Origin of the sequence: Curtobacterium citreum (genome assembly GCF_006715175.1) — a bacterium.
GTDB lineage: Bacteria > Actinomycetota > Actinomycetes > Actinomycetales > Microbacteriaceae > Curtobacterium > Curtobacterium citreum.
In genome coordinates, this window is sequence record NZ_VFMQ01000001.1 from 1,821,280 (window position 1) to 1,841,946 (window position 20,667).

General features: G+C 71.5%; 17 protein-coding genes. 5 read left to right on the forward strand and 12 right to left on the reverse strand.

The features are described 5' to 3' along the window. Positions 1-8 precede the first annotated feature (8 nt). Entirely contained in the window at positions 9-1,232 is a 1,224-nt protein-coding gene (locus FB462_RS08590; protein ID WP_167510055.1) for an alpha/beta hydrolase family protein, read from the forward strand. An 854-nt stretch (positions 1,233-2,086) separates the two neighbouring features. Here the strand turns inward: FB462_RS08590 and FB462_RS08595 are convergent. The 6 genes from FB462_RS08595 to FB462_RS08620 form a co-directional block, all read right to left on the reverse strand. Next, positions 2,087-2,794, reverse strand: coding sequence for a hypothetical protein (locus FB462_RS08595; protein ID WP_141861370.1), 708 nt, complete (start codon positions 2,792-2,794; stop codon positions 2,087-2,089). Continuing rightward, positions 2,784-3,563, reverse strand: coding sequence for a DUF6188 family protein (locus FB462_RS08600; protein WP_114851040.1), 780 nt, complete (start codon positions 3,561-3,563; stop codon positions 2,784-2,786). Before FB462_RS08600 ends, FB462_RS08595 begins: the two co-directional genes overlap by 11 nt. A 178-nt stretch (positions 3,564-3,741) precedes the next feature. Continuing rightward, positions 3,742-4,149 carry a hypothetical protein gene (locus FB462_RS08605; RefSeq protein WP_141861371.1) on the reverse strand — a complete coding sequence of 136 codons (408 nt, stop codon included), beginning with the start codon at positions 4,147-4,149 and terminating at the stop codon, positions 3,742-3,744. Positions 4,150-4,181: 32 nt separating this feature from the next. After that, entirely contained in the window at positions 4,182-9,506 is a 5,325-nt protein-coding gene (locus FB462_RS08610; RefSeq protein WP_141861373.1) for a DUF6531 domain-containing protein, read from the reverse strand. A gap of 143 nt (positions 9,507-9,649) precedes the next feature. Beyond that, the gene (locus FB462_RS08615) at positions 9,650-10,102 is read right to left on the reverse strand and encodes a SufE family protein (RefSeq protein WP_141861374.1); all 453 of its coding nucleotides are present in this window, start codon (positions 10,100-10,102) and stop codon (positions 9,650-9,652) included. Beyond that, complete coding sequence (locus tag FB462_RS08620) at positions 10,099-11,004, reverse strand: sulfurtransferase (RefSeq protein ID WP_141861376.1); 906 nt, start codon at positions 11,002-11,004, stop codon at positions 10,099-10,101. The genes FB462_RS08615 and FB462_RS08620 overlap by 4 nt, the downstream gene beginning before the upstream one ends. A gap of 121 nt (positions 11,005-11,125) precedes the next feature. Between FB462_RS08620 and zapE the strand changes: the two genes are divergently transcribed. Both zapE and FB462_RS08630 read left to right on the forward strand, forming a co-directional pair. After that, on the forward strand, positions 11,126-12,145 hold the full coding sequence (gene zapE, locus FB462_RS08625; protein ID WP_141861377.1) for a cell division protein ZapE: 1,020 nt from the start codon (positions 11,126-11,128) through the stop codon (positions 12,143-12,145). Positions 12,146-12,410: 265 nt separating this feature from the next. Then, positions 12,411-13,685 carry an ammonium transporter gene (locus FB462_RS08630; protein WP_114851045.1) on the forward strand — a complete coding sequence of 425 codons (1,275 nt, stop codon included), beginning with the start codon at positions 12,411-12,413 and terminating at the stop codon, positions 13,683-13,685. Positions 13,686-13,899: 214 nt separating this feature from the next. On the opposite strand, the gene FB462_RS08635 is transcribed toward FB462_RS08630, so the two are convergent. Continuing rightward, positions 13,900-14,871, reverse strand: coding sequence for an aldo/keto reductase (locus tag FB462_RS08635; RefSeq protein WP_141861379.1), 972 nt, complete (start codon positions 14,869-14,871; stop codon positions 13,900-13,902). 112 nt (positions 14,872-14,983) lie between these two features. Here FB462_RS08635 and FB462_RS08640 point away from each other — a divergent pair, with 112 nt between their 5' ends. Both FB462_RS08640 and FB462_RS08645 read left to right on the forward strand, forming a co-directional pair. After that, a complete protein-coding gene (locus FB462_RS08640; RefSeq protein WP_141861380.1) occupies positions 14,984-15,379 on the forward strand; it encodes a ChaB family protein in 396 nt (131 codons plus the stop codon). A gap of 54 nt (positions 15,380-15,433) precedes the next feature. Further along, positions 15,434-16,402: a beta-ketoacyl-ACP synthase III gene (locus FB462_RS08645; protein WP_141861381.1), complete on the forward strand. Its 969-nt coding sequence runs from the start codon at positions 15,434-15,436 to the stop codon at positions 16,400-16,402. Positions 16,403-16,473: 71 nt separating this feature from the next. Here the strand turns inward: FB462_RS08645 and FB462_RS08650 are convergent, their stop codons facing one another. Genes FB462_RS08650 through FB462_RS08670 form a run of 5 tightly spaced genes read right to left on the reverse strand, consistent with a single transcriptional unit; the run spans position 16,474 to position 20,584 of the window. Beyond that, on the reverse strand, positions 16,474-17,367 hold the full coding sequence (locus tag FB462_RS08650) for a hypothetical protein (RefSeq protein ID WP_188868837.1): 894 nt from the start codon (positions 17,365-17,367) through the stop codon (positions 16,474-16,476). A gap of 59 nt (positions 17,368-17,426) precedes the next feature. Next, positions 17,427-17,795: a flagellar assembly protein FliW gene (gene fliW, locus FB462_RS08655; RefSeq protein ID WP_114851048.1), complete on the reverse strand. Its 369-nt coding sequence runs from the start codon at positions 17,793-17,795 to the stop codon at positions 17,427-17,429. Next, complete coding sequence (locus tag FB462_RS08660; protein ID WP_141861382.1) at positions 17,792-18,673, reverse strand: flagellin N-terminal helical domain-containing protein; 882 nt, start codon at positions 18,671-18,673, stop codon at positions 17,792-17,794. The genes fliW and FB462_RS08660 overlap by 4 nt, the downstream gene beginning before the upstream one ends. 2 nt (positions 18,674-18,675) lie before the next feature. Further along, the gene (flgK, locus tag FB462_RS08665; protein WP_141861383.1) at positions 18,676-20,091 is read right to left on the reverse strand and encodes a flagellar hook-associated protein FlgK; all 1,416 of its coding nucleotides are present in this window, start codon (positions 20,089-20,091) and stop codon (positions 18,676-18,678) included. Between the two features lie 7 nt (positions 20,092-20,098). Then, the gene (locus tag FB462_RS08670; protein ID WP_141861384.1) at positions 20,099-20,584 is read right to left on the reverse strand and encodes a flagellar protein FlgN; all 486 of its coding nucleotides are present in this window, start codon (positions 20,582-20,584) and stop codon (positions 20,099-20,101) included. Positions 20,585-20,667: the final 83 nt, after the last annotated feature.

Sequence of the window (20,667 nt, forward strand, 5' to 3'; positions counted from 1 at the left end):
TCCCGGCCATGTCCCGATCCGCGCGACCCGCCGAGGACGTCGTCCAGGAGACCGCACGATCGGCCGGGTCCGTCGCCCTGGGGGTGGGCATCACCGCGGCTGCCGTGGCCACCGCGGTGGTCGGCGGCTTCGTCGCCGCCGTGGCCCGCGCCGTCGTCACGCCTGACCGCAAGCGCACCGAACGCGTCCCGATCCACGCCGTCGACACCGGTGCGATGACCGTCACGCTCGAACGCTCCGCGGACACCGAGCTGCAGGGGCGGTACAGCCTGTGGTTCGGCGGCGGCACCGGGCACATGCGCGTCGGCGAGGTCCTCGGCACCACCGAAACCACCGTCACCCGGCGCATCATCGCGATCGACGCCGGCGACCCCCGCTCCGCCCGCCGCGGCCGGTGGGGCGGCTGGTTCTACCTGACGCCCGGGGAGCTCGACGTCCCGGTCGAGGACGTGGACATCCCCACGCCGAACGGCCCGGCGCCCGCGTGGGTGGTCCGCGCCGACGACCCCGACGCACCGTGGGCGGTCCTCGTGCACGGCCGGGGCGTGACCCGCGCCGAGACCATCCGCGCCGTCCCGGTCTTCCGCGCCGCCGGGTACTCGGTGGTCCTCGCCTCGTGGCGGAACGACGGCGTCGCGCCGCGGAGCACCGACGGCCGCTACGGTCTCGGCAGCACCGAGTGGGAGGACGTCGACGCCGTGCTCCGCTGGCTCACCGCGCAGCGGGCCAGGAGCGTCGTGCTCATGGGATGGTCGATGGGCGGGGCGGTCGTCCTGCAGACCCTCGTCCGGTCCCGGTTCGCCGGACTCGTCGACGGCATCGTGCTCGAGTCGCCCGTCGTGGACTGGCACGCGGTGCTCAAGTCGCAGAGCCGGGTCCTGAAGCTGCCGCGGCCGGTCCGGAAGGTCGCGCAGCGGCTCCTCCGCACCCCCGTCCTGCACCACGTCGCCGGGCTCGACCACCCGGTCGACCTGCGGGAGCTCGACATGGTCGCGCGGGCCGACGAACTCACGGTGCCGATCCTCATCCTGCACAGCGACGACGACGGGTTCGTGCCGTCCTCGGCGTCGCACGACCTGGCACGCGCGCGTCCCGACATCGTGCGGCTCGAGGTGCAGACCACAGCGCGGCACACCAAGCTCTGGAACCACGACGCGGACTGGTTCGACGCGCGCATCCTCGCGTGGCTGACCGAGGTGGTGCAGCCGACGGACGCGACCAGCGCCCGGTAGACGCGACCGGGTGACGGACGGGAGGCACGGTGCCAGCCGGCACCGTGCCTCCCGTCCGTCCCGGGTCTGCTCCTGTCTTCGCCCTGGTCGTCCGCTGGTCGTCGCGCGATCGTCGTCGCGAGGACCGCCGTGCGGTCCGGCGTGAACGCGACGGTCACCGCCGCCCCGGGAACGTCGAGCGCACAGAAGGGGAGGTCGTCAGCGCCGAAGCGGGACACCGCGGCGACGAAGGAGTCGAGGTCGAGGACCGTGGAGCCCCGCTCGGCGGCCAGACCGTACTTGGTCGCGAACGTCTGCGCGGTCGATCGAGCGCCCTGCTCGAAGCGTCTGACGGGGTCGTCGGGCGCAAGGAGTCGGACGAGTTCGAGGGCACGGTCCGCGCCGGGTGCCGCGGTCGCAGCGAGCAGCGTCGCGAGCTCAGCGGCGCTGATGGTCTCGACCGCGGCGTCACGGTCGGTGACCGCGGCGGACAGGAACGCTCCGTCCGACGACCGGTGCAGGACCGTGAGGAGCTCGTTGCCGAGGTCGACCTGGCGGACCAGGACCGGGTCGTCCCCGAGCGCATCGAGGGGCGCCGCGAGGGCATCGTTGCCGGGCTCGCCCGCTCGTCTGCTCCGGCGGAGTGCGCGGGCGAGCACAGCGGCGGGGGCGTCGTAGGCGACCACCTCGGTGTCGTCCGGCAGAGCGGCCAGGATCTCGTGGGCACGGGGAGGGACATCGGAGCGCCTGGGAAGGGTCGCGCGGAGGACCGGGACGCTCGTGCCGGAGGTCGTCACGTCAAACCTCGGGGAAGACATCGACGGATCGCGGTGTCGCCCGGTAGCGGAGGTGCTCGAAGTCCCGGTGCCAGTCGATCACGCCGACCACCGCCCGGACGGCGATGTCGACGAAGAACGGGACACGACCGCCTGTCGCGGAACGGTCTCGGCATCGACCCCACTCGCTGGCCGCGACCTGCTGCCGGAGAAGTCCGTGACCTGCACACCGTCCGCGGCGGTGCCCCACGAGTACGCGGGGAGCAGTCGGCGCGGGTCGGGTGTGGCCGTGCCCACGACCTCCCACATGCCCGGCTGGAACCTCGCCGGCAGGGTGAGCCCGGCGACGACGGGCTGTGTGGCGAGCACCACGAGCGGGTCCGCCGGCGGCGGAACGTCCTCCGGGCGCCGGAAGGCGGCGACGTAGACGGCGTCGAACACCTCGGCGATCACGTGCCCGAGCACGGCACCGCCGGTTCCGTCCGGAATCACGAAGACGTCACCGGCTGCCGCCGAGAACGGCGGCCGGCTCAGCGGGTGGAAGGCGTCGGCGGTCGCGGCGGACGCAGGGAGCACGGCCGGATCCGGGGCCGCCAGCGGTGTCCGCGTTACCCCGGTCCGGGACAGTCGCTGTGCGCGCTCGTCGAGGGCCGGCCCTGGCTGCGCGTGGTCGACGACCTCGATCGTGAACAACGCCTCGGGGTCGGCGCGGGTCTCGGCGGAGAGCTCCGCGAACAGCTGCTCGCGGCTGTCGGCCTGATGGAACTGCTGCGCCGACCGCTCGGCGTTCTTCCGTCTACCGAACACCGTGGCCTCCGTCACCTTCGATCGCGGTGCGGATGAGTTGCTCCGGTCGTGGGAGTCCGGCCGGCATCTCCGTGGTGAACCACGGTAGTTCGACGGAATCGATCCGGCCGTCGAGCATCCACACGAGGACCTCACCCGCGAGCGGTGCCTGGTCGGTGCGGTAGGCCAGCGATCCCGGAAGGGGACCGTCGGGGAAGTCGGCTCGGGGTGTCTCCGCGAGCACGACGTCCCAGATCCGCGGAGCTGTCTCGCGGACGGCCCGCACCGCCTCGGCCTGCTGGCGGAGCTCCGCCGTTCGCCGCGCGGGGAGCGTGTCGAGGTACGCGAGCAGGAGCGACCGGACCCGTTCCGCCGGTTCCTGCTCCGTCTGCTCGTGGTGGAGCCAGATAGCGGGGCCCCCGCCCGGCATCATGACGATCATCGTCGGAGGGGTCTCCGGTCCGACGTAGTGCCATGACTCGAACTCCGGGTGCGGTCCGGCGGTCAGTCGGGAGCCGTCCGAGAACGTCATCGTCAGCGTCGATCCCGTGGCGCGCGCCGCGGTGACCTCGAGCGTGTGCAGGCGGAGAGCCGGCACCAGCCCCGACTTGTCGCCCTCCGGGTCGATCATCGTTGCGGCGTCGGGGGACCGACCGAGGGAGAACGGGCACTCGAGGATGACGGTGGCGCCGTTCGAGAGCAGGAGTCGGAGCGCGTGATCGACCCAGATGGTGTCGACCGTCTCTCCGACGAGGAGCAACGGGACGTCCTCGACGACCAGTTCGTTCATCGTGCGCGCTCCTTGCGGCGATCCATCGTCTGGCCGTGCTTCCGTGGACGGACGAGCGCTCATCTCGTGCGCGTGCGCGTCCGCCTCGGTCTTGTGGATCTCGCGTTGAGCGATGGGTAACTGGTCAGGGTCGCCTTTGTCCAGCCGATTTCCGATCTGACCAGCGGAGCTTGCTCGATCAAATCTCTGAGGCACGAGTCTCCATCACGCTCTGTGGAACTCCGACTCCGAGGAGCTCCTCAAGCTCGCTGGATACTGACAATGCCGTGTCGTCGATTATCACAGTCGCCGTTGCGCTGTCGAAGAAATCAATGCGGACAACCGGCACGGGAGATTCTGATCCGCTGGCGGTCAGATAGCCCAGGAACTCACCATCGATCATTTGGTCGCAGTTTTCAGCGATCCGCACCATCTCCAGATGCGAGAACCATGCTCCTTGCCCATCAGCTTTGGAGACTTTGCGTTCCAAGTCCAAGACATCAACACTTGATCCCGGTATCGCAGTCATCCAGAGCTCGGTTATCAGCCAGTGCATGGGTTCTGGACTGAGGGCCCTGAACACGTTCCGGAAAGTGATCTGGCCCACGGGTGCAGAATATATCGGACGTTCGTACGAGATCATTGGAGCTCCGGTAGTGGCTCAGGGTCGCCCCGCTGCGCAGTTCCGCCCGTTGGATTCGGCACTGCCCGATGCTGATGGGGGTTGGTGTGAAGTTTGGGGCGACCATGGTCAGTGAAGTCGATGGTTCGCACGACTTGACCATCATCAGAGAATTCGCGCGCTTGTGGGTAGGGTCCTTTACTGCCCTTGCGCCACCCCAGCTGGGTGTGGGCGAAGTCTGACTCTGGCAGGTCGGCACCTGTTGTCTCGTCTCGAGGGAGGGGTCTCCGTGGGAACCACTGGCCGTCGGGGACTGATTTGACCTGCGGCGTTTCGTCGCCGAGCTTGTTCACCGCCGACGGCAGGTGCACCTTCGACATCATGCCACCGGTAGCGGCCGACGCCGCAGCACCTCCAGCGGCGGAACCGAGGAGGTCTGTGGGCGTGAGTGGTTGACCGCTGACGACGGTGTTCGCGACGTTCTCGACGGCGCCCTCGACGGCGTTCCCGACGAAGTGCTTGCCGATCGCTGCGCCCAGGCCGCCGCCGACCGCTCCGAACGCTCCGCTGACGGCGACCTGCCCCCAGTTCACCTCGCCGGTCGTCGCCTTCTGAATGATCGTGTCCGCGCCGGCACCGATCAGCATCCCGCCGAGTGGGCCGCCGACGCCGGTGAGCATGAGCGCACCACCCGCGACGACCATCGCCCCGCCGGCGACGTACTCCCAGTTGTCCTTGAACCAGTCACCGGTCGCCGCTGCCGCCCGCGCGAGCGGCCCTTGCTCGGCGGCGGCGTACGCCTCGAGCTCGGCGTCGGTGATCGGCGCGAGGCCGAGTGGGTCGACCGCGTGCAGCGGGTCGTTGCCCGCGAACGAGTACGGGTTCGCGCCCCAGGCTGCCCCCGCTGGTGCGGTGACCGGGTCGGTCGAGAGGAAACCGCGGGTTGCAGGGTCGTAGGCGCGCGCCCCCATCCACTCGAGTCCGGCCACAACGGGCGTTCCGTCCGCGCCGAACGAGAGCGCCCCCTCGGTCCCGCCGCCGACCGAGGCGAGGAGCTGCCACGGATCGGTCTCCGGCGTGCTGCGGGCCGTCCGCCAGCCCGTCGCGCCAGGGCTCTCCGAGCCGCCGAGCAGTCCGACCGACGTGCGGAGCACGGGGGAGTCGTCGACGGCCAGCAGGGTGGGAACAGCGGCAGCGGCGTCCCAGTCGAGTCGGACGCCGTCGACATCGGCGAGGTCGCCGAGCGCGTCCACGTGGATCGCTGTGCTCGACGAGCCCGGGGCGATCAGTCGAAGCCACCCCCGCCCGTCCCACGAGTAGCGGGTCGCCGTGCCGTCCGGGGCGGTGCTCCGGACGCGCTGCCCGCGAGCGTCGTACTCGTGCGAGGTCCTCCCCTCCGGCCCGGTCACCGCGACGAGCTGGCCCGCATCGTCGTACTCGAACGTGCGAGTGCTGTCCTTGGTGTGTTCGACGACGAGTCGGCCGGCGGCGTCGTAGGACCACGTTGTCTCCACTCCGTCGGTGCCGGCACGGACGAGTTGCATCGCTGCGTCATGCTCGTAGACCGTCGTCGTGCCCGGTCGCTCGATCCCGACGAGCCGACCGTCTCGATCGCGGGTCAGTCGTGTCGTCGCCGTCGAGTCCCCGTCGGAGCTGGTGTGTCCGACGACGAAACCGCGGTCGTGCGACCAGGAGTCGCTCGTCCCTGCCGTGCGCACCGCCGTGAGTCGTCCGGCGCCGTCGTACTCGTGATGGACGGCGCCGAACGCGGTGTGCTCGACGGTGCCCGGCCGACCCGCGGGATCACGCTCGATGCGCGTCACGGAGCCGTCCGGCGCGTGCACCGAGGTACGCAGGCCGTCCGCGTCGTACGTCCATCGCGTCTCTCGACCGTCCGTCACTCGGCGGACGAGGAGACCCCGCCGGTCGTACTCCAGCAGGTGGGCACTGGCAACGTCCGGTCGGGTGTGGTCGGAGATGGTCACGGTCCGCGAGCGCGGGTCGCGCTCGATGCGAGCGACCAGTGCGTCGTCCACGTACTGGGCCGTCTCTCGACCGGCTGCGTCGTACTCCCACCGAAGCACGGTGCCGTCGGGCTCCGTCTGGGAGATCTGGCGACCGGCAGCGTCGTACGTCGCGCTCGTCGTGCGGCCGAGGGGGTCCGTCGAGCTGGCGACCTTGTCGAGCTCGGTGTAGGTCCGCGTCGTGACTGCTCCGCGCGGATCGGTGGTGCGGACGAGCCGCCCGCGGGCGTCGTACTCGTAGCGCGTCACCCCGCCGAGGCCGTTGGTCGCCGCGACCAGCTGCCCCGCCGCGTCGTACCGGAACGAGCGGCGACCGAATCGCGGGTCCCGTGCCTCGACGACACGTCCCGCCCGGTCGTAGCGGTACCGGATGATCCCGAAGCCAGGGACGTCGACGGAGGTGACCCGACCGACCGCGTCGTACTCGGTGCGCTCGACGTCGTCGTTCGCATCGACCCGCTCGACGACCCGTCCGTCGGCGTCGTACCGCAGCGACGTCCGGCCGCCGAGCGGGTCCGTGGCCGTCTCCGGACGCCCGCACCGGTCGTACGTGTACGTCGTCGTCCGACCGGCAGGCGTCGTGACGGCGACGATCCGGCCCGCGAGGTCGCGCTCGATGCGGGTCAGACCACCCTCACCGTCCAGCGATTCAACGATCCTTCCAGCCGCATCACGCACGGTCACGGTGGTTGAGCCGTCTCCCTGCCGGAGGCCGATCGGTCGTCCGAGCGCATCGGTGCGGACACTGACGTCCTCGAACGCGGAACTGACGATCGTCGTGCCGTCGGCACGCTTCCGCTCGGCAGCGGTGCGGACACCGGTCGGGTCCACGGTTGCCAGGACGGCGCCGATGGCGTCGTACTCACGGTTCCACGAACCGCCTGCGGGGTCGATGACGGTGCGCAACCGCGAGAGCGCGTCGTGCACGAACCGCCACTCCGCCCCGTCGGGCAGGGTGACGGCCGAGACGTTGCCGAGGTCGTCGAACAGGGTCGTGATGCGGCGGCCGAGCGGGTCGATGGTCGCGGTGACCTCGCCGTGCGTGCCGTACTCCACGGCCGTCCGGGAGCCCGTCGGATCCGTGGTGGCGATCACGCGCCCGGCATCGTCGTGTTCGAACCGCCACACGCCGCCGTCCGGAGCTTCGCGAGCGGTCAGCAGGCCTGCCGCGTCGTATCGGTACGTCGTCCGGGCGCCGAGGGGGGTGACCGCTTCGACGACACGCCCAGCTGCGTCCCGGGTGAAGGACGCCGTCCCCCCGTCGGCATCCTCGATCGCGACGAGGTCGCCGTGGTCGTCGTGGTGGAACGTGACGACCACACCGGTCGGGTCCGTGCAGCGAGCCAACTGCCCGGCGCGCCACTCGAGGAGCGTCCGTCCGCCGACGGGATCGGTGACGACGGAAGGGTTCCGGTCGTCGCCCCGGTACTCGTACTCGACGATCGCGCCGTCTGCGGTGACCACGGTGGTGGGCCGGTCCTGGTCGTCGTACCCGCACGTCACGTCGGCGCCGTCCGGGGTCACGGTGCGCGTGCGGCGTCCGCGGTCGTCGTACCCGTGCACCGTCACCGACCCGTCGCGTTCGGTGACGGACACCAGGTGGCCGTGGCGGTCGTAGGACATCGACTGACGCGCACCGTCGGCGTCGATGATCCCGACGACCCGGCCCTTCCGGTCGGCGATCCACGTGTTCGCGTTGCTGCCGTCAGCGTCCGAGACCGACGTCACCCTGCCCTGGAGGTACGAGAACCGGACGGTGCGTCCGAACGGAGTGCGCTGTTCGACGACACGCCCCCGGCCGTCGTACGCATTGGTGCACTCGACGACGCCCGTCGCGGCGGTCACCTGGTCGATCAAGCCGGCGTCGTTCCACCGGTAGCGTCGCGCGCCGACGGTGTCCTGCGCGGCGACGAGGCGGCGCGCATCGTCGTACCGGTACTGCACACGCCGGCCATCGGACGCTGAAACTGACACGACGCGGTCGCCTTCGTACTCCACGTCGAGCGCACGACCGAGTTCGTGCTCGAGTCGAGTGATCCGGTCGTCGGCGTCGCGGAGAGCGGACACGCCCGTGCCCGAGCCACGTCCGGCAGAGAGCCAGACACCGGCGGCGGAGAAGGTCCATCGACCCCCCGTGTTGTCCGAGACGACGAGGGTGGTCCCATCGCGACGGAGCCAGAGGTCCTGCCCCACGCCGCGACCCCAACCGTCGCCCTCGCGGGGGAAGTCGACCTGGCGCCCGTCCTCGAGCACGATCGAGGCCAGCTCGTCGCTGAGCTCCAGCCGGATGTCGAGCACCGACGACCAACCGAGACCGAAGGACCCCACCCGGTCGTCGAGCGAGTTGTACGTCCGCGAGAACCGGAGGGACGCCGCAGCACCGCCGAACGTCAGGTCGTCCTCTGGCTCGAGGAAGTTCCCCGTCGCGGTGTTCACCGGGTCGTCGGCGAACCCGTTCGTGGGCGGTGTACCCATCGCGGAGAACGGGCCGATGGTGAAGTCGTCGCGTCCGACCGCCACGCCTGCCGCGGCCAGCGCCGCGGCGATCGAGGCGTCCGAGAGCGTGGCGGGTCCGTTCCCGCCGCCCGCGGCCTCGAACTGCGCGGCGACCGTGTCCGCCCAAGCCGCGTCGTGCCCGTTGTCCGTAAGCCAGTCCTGTACCGCGGTCACGAGTGACTGCGCGTGCAGCGTGCCCCATCGGGTGTTGCACCCGGACTCGTAGTCGCTGAGGGCGTTCCGGAACGACGACACCGCGCCGGCGAGGGAGTCGTCGGCCCCCCTGCTGCTCGACGCGAAGGAGCGGAGATCGGCCGGCACCGCTGACGACGTGCCTCCGCTGCCGCCTCCGGCCGTCGGGATCGTACGACCGCGCACCGAGACGGCATCGGCCTGGAGCTGGGGCTCAGGCTGCGGTTCCGGGGGCTTCGGGTCGTCCTCGGCGCCGAACCACGTCGACACCTCGTGCGCCGCACCGACGAAGAAGTTCTCCTCACGCTCCCGCTTCCGCGCCTCCCACGCCTTCGCGTCGGCACGGCGTCGGTCCTCTTGCTCCGCCGCCTGACGGAGTTCGTCGACGAACCCGACGAGTGAGGAGAGCGCCTCGGAGAGCTTGCCGGCGCTGTGCGAGGCGATGCCGGCGTTGTCGGCGAAGACCTCGGAGAAGTACCCCCGGAACTCCCGCTCCGCGTTCGTCACCGCCGTGGACCGTGCGCCGGTCTGGCCGTCGATCGACGTCGCGAGCCTGCGCGCCGCAGTCTTCAGCGTGTCAGCGTCGCCGTACGAGTACCCCGTCGGATCGTTGCCGTGGATCTTCGCCATGTCGTCTCCCCCCGATGACCCCTCGATCCTGGCACAGGCCCCATCGCAGCGTCCAGCATGCGGAATGTCGTATGCGACGAGACGACGGACGGGAGGCACGGGGCCAGCTGGCACCGTGCCTCCCGTCCGTCAGGGGGTGCGGATCAGGCGGCGGCGACCGCCGCCCGCACCTGCCGCTGCACCCGACCGAGCATCCCCACCATGCCGCGGATGCGCAGCGGGCTGACCGCCTCGCTGAGCCCGATCGTCAGCGGGTAGTCCGACGGGACCGCCAGGACCTCGGACGCGGTGAGGCCGGACAGCCCCTGCGCGAGGATCGACGCGAACCCGCGGGTGGTCGGCGCCTCGCGCGGGGCGGTCGCGTGCATGCGGACGACGTCCGGGGCATCGCCGTCGGCCCCGACCGTGACGGTGATGAACACGGGGGACTGGCACTCCTCGACGCGCTCGAGCTCGTCCTCGTGCCCCTGCAGTCGCTCGGGCAGCGCGGGGAGCTCGTCGGAGAACTCGAGGAGCAGCTGGAGGCGGTCCTGCTGCGAGAGCTCGAGGAAGTCGTCGCGGATCTCGGCGAGGGAACGGGGGAGTTCGGTGCTCATCGAGAGGGAACGGTACCCGGTTCGGTGCCGACGGCGATCGGGACGCGGACGGCGCTGCCCCACTCGGTCCACGACCCGTCGTAGTTCCGCACGTTCTCGTAGCCGAGCAGGTGCTGCAGCACGAACCAGGTGTGGCTCGACCGCTCGCCGATGCGGCAGTACGCGATGACCTCGTCCGCGTCGCCGATCCCGGCACCGTCGCGGTACACCGCGTCGAGCTCCTCGCGCGACTTGAAGGTGCCGTCCGGTGCGGCCGCGGTGGCCCAGGGGATGTTAACGGCGGTCGGCACGTGGCCGGCGCGCAGGGCGCCCTCTTCCGGGTATTCCGGTGCGGTGGTGCGCGAGCCGTCGTACTCGGCGGGGCTCCGCACGTCGATCAGGGGCTTGCCGAGGTGCGCGAGCACGTCGTCCTTGAAGGCCCGGACCGGCTCGTCGTGGCGCTCGACCACCGGGTAGTCGACGGGCGTCACCTCGGGGCGGTCGGTCGTCAGGGCACGGTCCTCGGCGATCCACTTCGCCCGGCCGCCGTCGAGCAGGCGGACGTCCTCGTGCCCGAAGAGCGTGAAGACCCAGAGGGCGTAGGCGGCCCACCAGTTGTTCTTGTCGCCGTAGATCACGACGGTGGTGTCGCGGCCGATGCCCTTGCCGCCGACGAGTCGCGCGAACGCCTCGCCGTCGACGTAGTCGCGCTGCACCGGGTCGTTGAGGTCGGTGTGCCAGTCGATCTTCACCGCTCCGGGGACGTGGCCCGTCTCGTAGAGCAGGACGTCCTCGTCGGACTCCACGACGACGAGGTCGGGGGTCCCGGCGTCGAGCTGCTCCTGGAGCCACTCGGTCGACACCAGGCGCTCCGGGTGGGCGTAGGCGGCGAACTTCTCGGACGGGTCGACCGGTGCGGTCATCGGGGGTACCTCCAGGGTGCGGGACGAACGGGGCGGCCGAGGCTAGGATCGGTCCTCGGTGCCCGCGGGCAACGGTACGCGCAACGTGCCGTCCGCCACCTGCAACGTGACACCGCACGACATGCTTCCCGGAGGGGCCCACTTGCCTGCACACCTCGTCGACCGTGACCCGCAGGTGACGCCGCAGCAGATGGCCGCTGCGCTCGTGCCGCCGCCGCAGTTCGCGGACGCCTCGTTCGCGAGCTACCGACCGGACCCGGAGTACCCCTCGCAGGCGGCGGTCCGCGACGCGGTCGAGGCCTTCGTCGCGACCCGGCCGGAGCCGGCGAAGCGCGGCCTGTTCGGTCGCCGCAAGCCCGCCGAGGCGCCGGCGCGCTCGGGTGTGTACCTGGACGGCGGGTTCGGCGTCGGCAAGACCCACCTGCTCGCCGCGGCGTACCACGCGGAGCCGTCCCGCAAGACCTTCGGCACCTTCATCGAGTACACGGCGCTCGTCGGTGCGCTCGGGTTCCAGGGCACGGTCGACCTGCTCCGCGGGACCGCGCTCGTCTGCATCGACGAGTTCGAGCTGGACGACCCCGGCGACACGATGGTGATGACCCGGCTCATCAAGGAGCTGGCGGACACCGGCACCCGCTTCGCGGCGACGTCGAACACCCCGCCGGGCGCGCTCGGCGAGGGCCGGTTCGCGGCGCAGGACTTCCTGCGCGAGATCCAGGCGATGTCCGATCGCTTCGAGACCATGCGGATCGACGGGCTCGACTACCGACGCCGCGCGGTCGACGAGCACGCCCGGACGGTCGACGACGTCCCCGCGGCGCTGCCGACCGGGGCGACCACGCTCGACGACTTCCGGTCCGTCGTCGCGCACCTGGCGTCGGTGCACCCCTCGAAGTACGTCGCGCTGGTCGACGGACTCGACGCCGTCGGCCTGACCGACGTCGCGGCGTTCACCGACCAGACCGACGCGCTGCGGTGGGTCGCGCTCGTCGACCGGCTGTACGACGCGCAGGTCCGGATCGTCGCGTCCGGCACGCCGCTCGACCAGGTGTACCCGCAGGCGATGCTCGAAGGCGGGTACCGGAAGAAGTACCTGCGCGCCGCGTCGCGCGTGGTCGCGCTGTCGCGCGCCGCGGACTGACGGACGCCACGGCCACCACCACCGCGGCCGTCTGACGGGGGCGGCTGGCGGGGCGGCGACCCACCGGACGGGAGGCACGTGGCGGGGCCGCCACGCGCCTCCCGTCCGGGGGGTGTCCTGCTCCCCGAAACACGACGTTTACAGAACGGCCCACCGCGTTACACCCACGAAACAGTTCGTGCTCCCTCGTGAAACCTCGCCTCGCCAGACTCATCAGCACCCGAGGCGGAACCGAGAGCCGCCTGCATTCGCGAGAGGTGAACAGATGCTTGATCAGGGCCAAACCGGCTTCATCATGATCATGGCGGCGCTGGTGTTGTTCATGACACCCGGCCTCGCCTTCTTCTACGGCGGCCTCGTGAAGGCCAAGTCCGTCATCAGCATGATGATGATGTCGTTCGGGGCGATCGCGCTCGTCGGCGTCCTCTGGGTGCTCTACGGCTACGCGATCGCCTTCGCGAACACCGGCGACCACACCGCCGTGACCGGCATCGTCGGCTTCTTCAGCATCGACTGGAACCAGATCGGCCTCGGCCAGGCGTTCGAGCAGTCGCAGGCGACGAAGCTCGCCGCCCCCTACCCGGACCTGGCGTTCGTCGGGTTCCAGGCCACGTTCGCGATCATCACCGTCGCCCTGATCTCCGGTGCCATCGCCGACCGCGCCAAGTTCGGCGCCTGGATGATCTTCGCCGGTGTCTGGGTGACGGTCGTCTACTTCCCGGTCGCCTCCTGGGTCTTCAACCTGACCTCGGGCTGGGCAGCGACCTGGGGTGTCATCGACTTCGCCGGTGGGACCGCGGTCCACATCAACGCCGGTGCCGCCGGACTCGCCCTGGCGCTCGTCCTCGGCAAGCGCGTCGGCTTCGCCAAGGGCGCGCACAAGCCGCACAACCCGCCCTTCGTCCTCCTCGGTGCCGCCATCCTGTGGTTCGGCTGGTTCGGCTTCAACGCCGGTTCGGCCGGCGCTGCGAACAGCACTGCCGCGCTCGCCTGGGTGAACACCCTCGCCGCTCCGGCTGCCGCGGTGCTCGGCTGGCTGCTCATCGAGAAGCTCAAGGACGGCAAGGCCACCTCCGTCGGTGCCGCCTCGGGTGCCGTCGCCGGCCTCGTCGCGATCACGCCGGCCTGTGCCAACCTCACCCCCGGTTGGGGCATCCTGCTCGGCTTCCTCGCCGGTGTGATCTGCTGCTTCGCGATCGACCTCAAGTACAAGCTCGGCTTCGACGACTCGCTCGACGTCGTGGGCGTCCACCTGGTCGGCGGCATCTTCGGCACGCTCTACCTGGGCATCTTCGCCAACACGACCGGTCTGATCTACTCGGGCTCCCTGGTCCAGCTCGGCAAGCAGGCCGCCGCCGCCGGTGCGGTCGGTGCGTACTCGTTCGTCCTCGCGCTCGTGATCGGCTTCGCCATCGAGAAGACCATCGGCTTCCGCGTCAAGACCGAGGACGAGGTCGCCGGCATCGACACCGCCGTCCACGGTGAAGAGGGCTACGTCCTCTACGAGGAGTCGGACAAGACCCCGGTGTCGGTCCGCTAGACACCGCACCTCCCGCACGACGGGCCCCGCGCACACAGCAGGCGTGGGGCCCGTCGTCGTATGCGGGGCGTGTGACCGCGTCGCGCCGGTCTCGTGCCGCTCTCGTGCCGAGTGGAACCACGGATGCGACATCGAACCGGCCCTGCGGCCTGGTTCGATGTCGCATCCGTGGTTCGTCGGCGTGGACGGCGCGAGCGAGGACGCCGCGGTTAGGTCACCAGGCGAAGTCCTCCGGTGAGGTCTCGTGCCCCGGGAACAGCTCGTCGAGCCGCGCCAGCGCCGCGTCGTCGAGGCGGATGTCGGTCGCGCGGACGGCGGACTCCCACTGCTCCATCGTGCGCGGGCCGGTGATCGGGGCGGTGACGCCCGGCTGGTGCAGCAGCCACGCGAGGGCGAGCTCACCCGGGGTGTGCCCGAGCTCCTTCGCGAACGACTCGTAGGCAGACAGCTGGTCGCGGTGGCCCTCGACGTACTCGGCGCTGCGGCCGCTCAGCCGACGGGAACCCTGCTCGGTCTTCTCGATGATGCCGCCGAGCAGCCCGCCCTGCAGCGGGGACCACGGGATGAGCCCGAGGCCGTAGTGCCGGGCGGCCGGGAGGACCTCGCGCTCGACGTCGCGGACGACGAGGTTGTAGATCGACTGCTCACTGACGAGCCCGAGGAAGTTGCGGTGCCGCGCGGCTTCCTGGGCCTGGGCGATGTGCCACCCCGCGAAGTTCGAGGAACCGACGTAGAGCACCTTGCCCTGCGCGACGGCGAGCTCCATCGCCTGCCAGATCTCGTCCCACGGGGTGTCCCGGTCGACGTGGTGCATCTGGAACAGGTCGACGTGGTCGGTCTGCAGCCGGCGCAGCGACGCGTCGAGCGACTGCCGGATGTTGAGCGCCGACAGCTTGCCGCCGTTCGGCCAGTCGATCATCTCGCCGTAGACCTTCGTGGCGAGGACCGTCTTCTCGCGGCGGCCACCGCCCTTCGCGAACCAGCGGCCGATGATCTCCTCGGTGGCGCCCTTGCCCACCGAGCCGCCGTAGCCGTTGGCCGTGTCGAAGAAGTTCACGCCGAGCTCGTGCGCCCGGTCCATGATCGCGTGGGAGTCGTCCTCGCTGGTCTCCGGTCCGAAGTTCATGGTGCCGAGCACCGCCCGCGACACCGACAGCCCTGTCCGTCCGAGGTGTGTGTAGTCCATGGCCCCGGTCTACGCCCGGGGCGCTGGGCGCGCCAGGCCCTGAGGGTACCGGTCTCGGTGCGGGGTACAACGGAAGGTCAGGACGACGGCCCGAACCACGAGAGGAACCCCGATGCCCGCGAAGGACGAGATCCCCAGCACACTCCGCCGGTCGCCGCAGCACGCGCAGGACGTGTACGCCGCCGCGCTCGACTCCGCGAACGAGACCTACGGACCGGGGGAGCGTGCGCACCGCACCGCCTTCGCCGCGGTCAAGCACGAGTACGAGAAGGTCGGCGACCACTGGGAGGCGAAGGGGTCCGCCGGCCCGTCCGACGAGGGTGCCGCCGGCACCCGCGGCTCCGGTGAGACCCAGGGCGGCGTCGACGCGAACGCCACGAAGGCGCACCTGCTCGAGGTCGCGCGCCGCCTGGACGTGCACGGCCGCTCGACGATGGACAAGGGTGAGCTGGTCGAGGCGATCAAGAAGGCGAACGACCGCGCCACCGCAGCCGCCCGGGAGGACTGAGGCGCATTCCTGCTCGGGCATGTGGAGCGCACCGAGGGGAGTAGCGTGCCGCGGATGGACACCCCAGCACTCCGTGGCAGCCGGATCCTCGGGTTCGGACACCACCAGCCCGCGCGCATCCTGACCAACGACGAGCTCTCGACCATGGTCGACACGAACGACGAGTGGATCACCACGCGCACCGGCATCAAGACCCGTCGGATCGCTGGCCCCGACGACTCCGTCACGTCGATGGCGATCGAGGCCGGCCGCAACGCGATCGCGGACGCCGGACTCGAACCGTCGGACATCGGGCTCGTCATCGTCGCGTCGACCACGCACCGTGACCGTGCGCCCTACACCGCCGGCCGGGTCGCCGCGGCGCTCGGCATGGCGAACGGGCCGGCGCCGATCGACATCAACACGGCCTGCAGCGGCTTCGAGTACGCGATGGCCCTCGCCGACCAGTCGATCCGCGTCGGGGCGTCGGACACCGCGCTCGTCATCGGGTCCGAGACGCTGTCGAGCATCGCCGACTGGACCGACCGGTCGACGTGCGTGCTCGTCGGCGACGGTGCGGGTGCCGCGGTGCTCGGCGCCTCGGACACCGCCGAGATCGGGCCGGTGTCGTGGGGGAGCGTGCCGCACCTGAACGAGGCGGTGCTCGTCACGAAGGACCCGGAGTACTTCACGCAGCAGGGCCGCTCGATCTACCGCTGGGCGATCACCGAGGCCGCCGGCCACGCCCGCGCCGTCGTCGAGGCCGCGGGCATGACGCTCGACGACATCGAGGTGTTCGCGTTCCACCAGGCGAACCTGCGGATCATCGAGCCGCTGGTCGAGGCCCTGGGCGGGCAGGACAAGTTCGTGGTCCGGGACGTCGTCGAGTCCGGCAACACCTCGGCTGCGAGCGTGCCGCTCGGACTGTCGAAGGCCTGGTCGCGCGGCGAGCTGCCGGAGGGCGCGGCGACGCTCCTGTTCGGGTTCGGCGGCGGGTTCGCGCACGCCGGTCAGGTGGTCCGGACGCCGGTGCGGCGCAGCTGACGCGGTCGCGACCAGCGGTCGGACGGGAGGCGCGGGGCGGGGTAGCCACGTGCCTCCCGTCCGTCCGGGCGTCAGTCCAGGGCGTCGCGCGACGGCGTGTCGGACCAGAGGTCCTCGTCCCGACGCGCGCGGCGGCGGGACCGCCCCTTCGGGGCGAGTTCCTTCTGCGCCGCCTTGGACTCCTTGGTGGGCTTCGCCTCGAGCACCAGGGTGAAGTGGCGCGGGGGCATGCCGAAGCCCTCGCGTGCCGCCTGGACGACCTTCCGCCCGAGCGCGTGGTTCCCGAGGCCACCGACCGCGGCACCGATCCCGAACGGCAGCGCTCGGCCGAGGATCGACGTGCCCTGCCGGGCGGCGAAGCGCTTGACGAACTGGTCGCGGACCTTGCCGCCGATGCCGCTCACGACCTGCTTCGGCAGCGTGGACGTGACCATCTCGCCCCAGAACGCCGTGCGGACCTGACCGCCGGCGGCCTGTCCCGCGAGCTGCTCGATGAGCTGCGTGCCGGGTGCGCCGAGGATGAGCGCCATCACCAGGGTGCGCGATCGCTCGGGGTCGTCGAGGGCGATGCCGTGCACCTCGGTCACGGACTGGGCGAAGAGCGCCGTCGTCTCGAGGAACCCGACCGTCTCCGCGCCGCTCAGCCCGAGGGCCGCGGCCATGCCGACGCCCGGGATGACCGCACTCGCGCCGACGGCGGCACCGCCGGTGGTCACGGCCGTGAGGTACTGCCGCTCCAGGATCTGGATGATCTCCGCCGGGCTCGCCTGCGGGTGCCGGCGGCGCAGGGCGTTGACGTGCGCGACCACGACGGGTCGCTGCACGGCGATCACCCGGTCGAGCATCTTCACCCACCCGGACTGGCGCTCCGGAGCCACGCGGCCGTCCTGGTCGTCGCGGTCGTCGGGCCGGATCGGGGCCGGCGGCATGGGCACGAGCGCCTCGTTCTTCTGCTGTCGAGCCATGCGGCAGACGGTACCCGGCCCGAGTGGGAGCACCGGCGGGTGCTGTCCCCCCGGTGCGCCTACCGCGCGGCGAGCTCGGCGCGCAGCGGCAGGTCCTGGTCCTCGAGGATGAACTGCGCGCCGACGGCGGTGCGGGCGTTCACGACGACCGGGGCGAGCAGGTTCACGGTCGTGCCGCCCTCGCCGGGGTTCGCGACGACGAGGAGCATCGCCTCGGCGGGGTCGGTCAGGCCGATCGTCGCGGCCTGCTCGTCGGTCAGCTCCGGGGCGTAGTCGGGCAGGTGCACCGCGGCGTCGAGCAGGAACAGCCGGGCGTCCTCGCCGACGAGGCCGAACAGGCCCTCGACGCCCTCGACGGGCACGAGCGAGAAGACCGGCGACGGGGCGAGGCCGAACGGCGGGACGGGGAAGGTCAGGTCGATGCTCATCGGAGGTAGTCCATCAGGGTCGGCTGCAGGACCTTCGCGGTGACGGCGAGGGCTGCCTGGTAGGAGGTCTGCTGCACCTGCAGGTCGAGCACGGCGCCGGCGAGGTCGAGGTCCTCGATGCCCGAGCGCCGGTTCTCGAGGGTGACCGAGGTGCTCTTCAGCGCGTCCTGCGCCGACAGGGCCGCGGCGTGCCGGACCCCGACGTCCGCCTGTGCCGAGCGCACGCTGTTGATCGCGGTGTCGACGTCGTCGAGCTTCGCGTTCACGTTGACGCCGTTCTGCAGGTCGGCGACGATGCCGTCGATCGCGGCGAAGGCCGAGGTCGACCCCGTCCCGAAGACCGCGGCGCCGGAGGTGTCCACGCGGATCGTCGTGGCGTCCCCGACCCGGCGCTGCACGGGCGTGGTCGCGGTCGCGAACCCGGTCCCCGGCGTGTACGCGGCTGCGTCGGTGGACGAGCCCGCGAACACCGACCGGGATCCGTACGTCGCGTTCGCGGTCGCCTCGAGGTCGGCCTTCAGCGCGCGGAACTGCGTGATGAACGCGTCGCGGTCGGTGTCGCCCATCGTGCCGGAGTTCGCCGCCTGCACGGTGAGGTCGCGGACCTTGCCGAGCACCGAGTAGGCGCTCGACAGCGTGCTGTCCGTGGTCGCGAGCCAGCCCACGGCGTCGTTCGCGTTGCGCGTGTACTGCGCGGCGGCGGCCTGCTCCTTCCGCACCTGCATCGACGAGCCGGTGCCGACCGGGTCGTCGGACGGCTTCGCGATCGCCTGCAGCGTCGTCGCGCGCTGCGTCGCCTCGGCGACGCGTGCCGCGTTCGCCTGCAGCCGCTCGCCGGCGGCCGCCATGGTCATCTGGGTGGTCACACGGGTGATCACGGTCAGCCCCTCCCGACGAGTCCGACGCGGTTGATGAGGGTGTCGAGCATCTCGTCGACCGCGGTCAGGACGCGCGCCGCGCCCTGGTACGCGTGCTGGTAGCTCAGCAGGTTCACGTTCTCCTCGTCGAGGTCGACACCCGCGCCCGACTGCTGCTGCGTGCGCGCGCTGGTCAGGGCGAGTCCGGTGAGCGTCGCCTCCGACGTGGCCGTCCTGGAGGCGCTGCCCACCCCCGCCACGAAGGTCGCCCAGGCCGTGTCGGGCCCCCCGGCGGCCGTGCCGAGTCGCGAGAGCGTGTCGGCGAACGAGTCGTCGAGCTGTCCCGCCGCGTTCCGCGTCGCGAGGCCGGAACCGTCTGTCGGGACGACCGACAGGCCCTGGGCCGCGCCGGTCCCGGCCGCGATGGCGAAGAACGGTGCGCCGGTGGTCCCCGCCGGGGTGGTGCCCTGCGCGTGCGCCGCGTTGACGGTCGTCGCGAGGCGCGTGGCCACGTCGTCGTAGGACGCGGCGGCCTCGGCCAGGGCGCCGCCGGTGCCGCCGGATGCGGGGGCGAGGAGCGAGAGCGCGCCGCCGATCGAGCCGCCGCCGAGCGCGACGGTCCCGGCGTTGCCGGTCGCCCACTCGAGCCGGACGCCCTGCGAGCCGCCGAGCCGGGTGTCGCCGGCGAGCTGCACCGTACGGGCGTCGCTGCCCTGCACGAGCGCGTTCCCGTCGAGGAGCACGTCGACCGTGCCGTCGCTGTTCGCCCGGACCGTGCCACCCGCGAGCCCGGCGATCTGCTGGGTCAGCTGGTCGCGCTGGTCGATCAGCTCGTTCGCGCTGCCACCGGACGCCAGGGTCCCGCGGATCCGGCCGTTCAGGTCGGCGACCTGCGCCGCAGCGTCGTTGAGCTGCCCGACCTGGGTGGCCGCGGTCGCCCGGGTCGTGGTCCACTGCGCGTCGACCGCCTTCGACCCGGCCGCCAGGGCGGAGGCCACCGCGGTCGCGCTCGAGATCACGGTCGAGGCCGCGCCGGCGTCGTCCGGGTGCGCCGCGAGGTCGCCCCACGACGACCAGAACGCGTCGAGCTTCGCGGAGAGACCGTCCTTGCCGGGCTCGTTCGTGCCGTCCTCGATCGCGGACAGGCCCGTCGCGCGGGTCTGCGCCCACGCCGAGGACCCGGTCGCGACGCGCATGCCGGCGTCGAGCGTCAGGGAGCCGAGCCGGGCGATGCCGTCGACGGAGACGCCCTGGCCGGCGAGGGCCGCGGTGCCGTGCACGAAGCCGGTCTGGACGACGGGGACGGACGACTGCGTGACGCGCTGCCGGGTGTACCCGGTGGTGCCGGCGTTCGCGATGTTCTGCCCGGTGACGTCGATGCCCGCGCGGGCGGCGGACAGGCCGGAGTACGCGGTCGCGAGGGATCCGAAGGTGCTCACCACGGTGCTACAGGGTCCCCTCGAACAGGCGGGCGCGCTCGGACCCGGCAGCGGGGACACCGGACGCGTCGTACGTCGCGGCGCCGGTGACCGACCCCGCGAGGGTCTCCTCGGTGGCCTGGGCGGCAGCGCGCAGGAAGCGGTCGTTCTCGTCGCGGAGGGAGCCGATCTGGGTGGTCAGCTCGACCATGGCGCCGAGGTGTGCGGCGAGGATCTCGCCCCAGGGGCCGTCCGGCGCCGCGGCGACGACGTCGCGCAGGGGAGCGTCGGAGGAGACACCCCACTCCTCGGCGACGACGGCGCTCGAGGCGGCGCGTTCGAGTCCGGCGCTGCGGAGGCGTTCGAGGACCTGCTCGACCTCGCGGCTGGCGTGGGAGACCCAGCGGGAGCGCCCGGCGGCGAGCAGGAGCTGCTCCTCCTCGAGCTTGAACGTGAGCAGTTCGAGCAGTTCACGCTCGCGCCAGAGGACGGCGGACAGGTCGTTCACGCTCATCAGCTCCTCCCGGGGGTCGGGTCGATCGGGTTCGGTGTGGGTCGTCCGGTCCGCCTTCCGGTGGACAGGGGTGCCTATCGACG

Bases quoted from the DNA above. Each gene is read 5' to 3' on its own strand.
- FB462_RS08650 (WP_188868837.1), bottom strand. From the start codon at position 17,367: ATGGCTCGACAGCAGAAGAACGAGGCGCTCGTGCCCATGCCGCCGGCC.
- FB462_RS08620 (WP_141861376.1), bottom strand. From the start codon at position 11,004: ATGACCGCACCGGTCGACCCGTCCGAGAAGTTCGCCGCCTACGCCCAC.
- FB462_RS08615 (WP_141861374.1), bottom strand. From the start codon at position 10,102: ATGAGCACCGAACTCCCCCGTTCCCTCGCCGAGATCCGCGACGACTTC.
- FB462_RS08610 (WP_141861373.1), bottom strand. From the start codon at position 9,506: ATGGCGAAGATCCACGGCAACGATCCGACGGGGTACTCGTACGGCGAC.
- FB462_RS08635 (WP_141861379.1), bottom strand. From the start codon at position 14,871: ATGGACTACACACACCTCGGACGGACAGGGCTGTCGGTGTCGCGGGCG.
- FB462_RS08600 (WP_114851040.1), bottom strand. From the start codon at position 3,563: ATGAACGAACTGGTCGTCGAGGACGTCCCGTTGCTCCTCGTCGGAGAG.
- FB462_RS08670 (WP_141861384.1), bottom strand. From the start codon at position 20,584: ATGAGCGTGAACGACCTGTCCGCCGTCCTCTGGCGCGAGCGTGAACTG.
- zapE (WP_141861377.1), top strand. From the start codon at position 11,126: ATGCTTCCCGGAGGGGCCCACTTGCCTGCACACCTCGTCGACCGTGAC.
- FB462_RS08590 (WP_167510055.1), top strand. From the start codon at position 9: ATGTCCCGATCCGCGCGACCCGCCGAGGACGTCGTCCAGGAGACCGCA.
- FB462_RS08630 (WP_114851045.1), top strand. From the start codon at position 12,411: ATGCTTGATCAGGGCCAAACCGGCTTCATCATGATCATGGCGGCGCTG.
- FB462_RS08645 (WP_141861381.1), top strand. From the start codon at position 15,434: ATGGACACCCCAGCACTCCGTGGCAGCCGGATCCTCGGGTTCGGACAC.
- fliW (WP_114851048.1), bottom strand. From the start codon at position 17,795: ATGAGCATCGACCTGACCTTCCCCGTCCCGCCGTTCGGCCTCGCCCCG.
- FB462_RS08640 (WP_141861380.1), top strand. From the start codon at position 14,984: ATGCCCGCGAAGGACGAGATCCCCAGCACACTCCGCCGGTCGCCGCAG.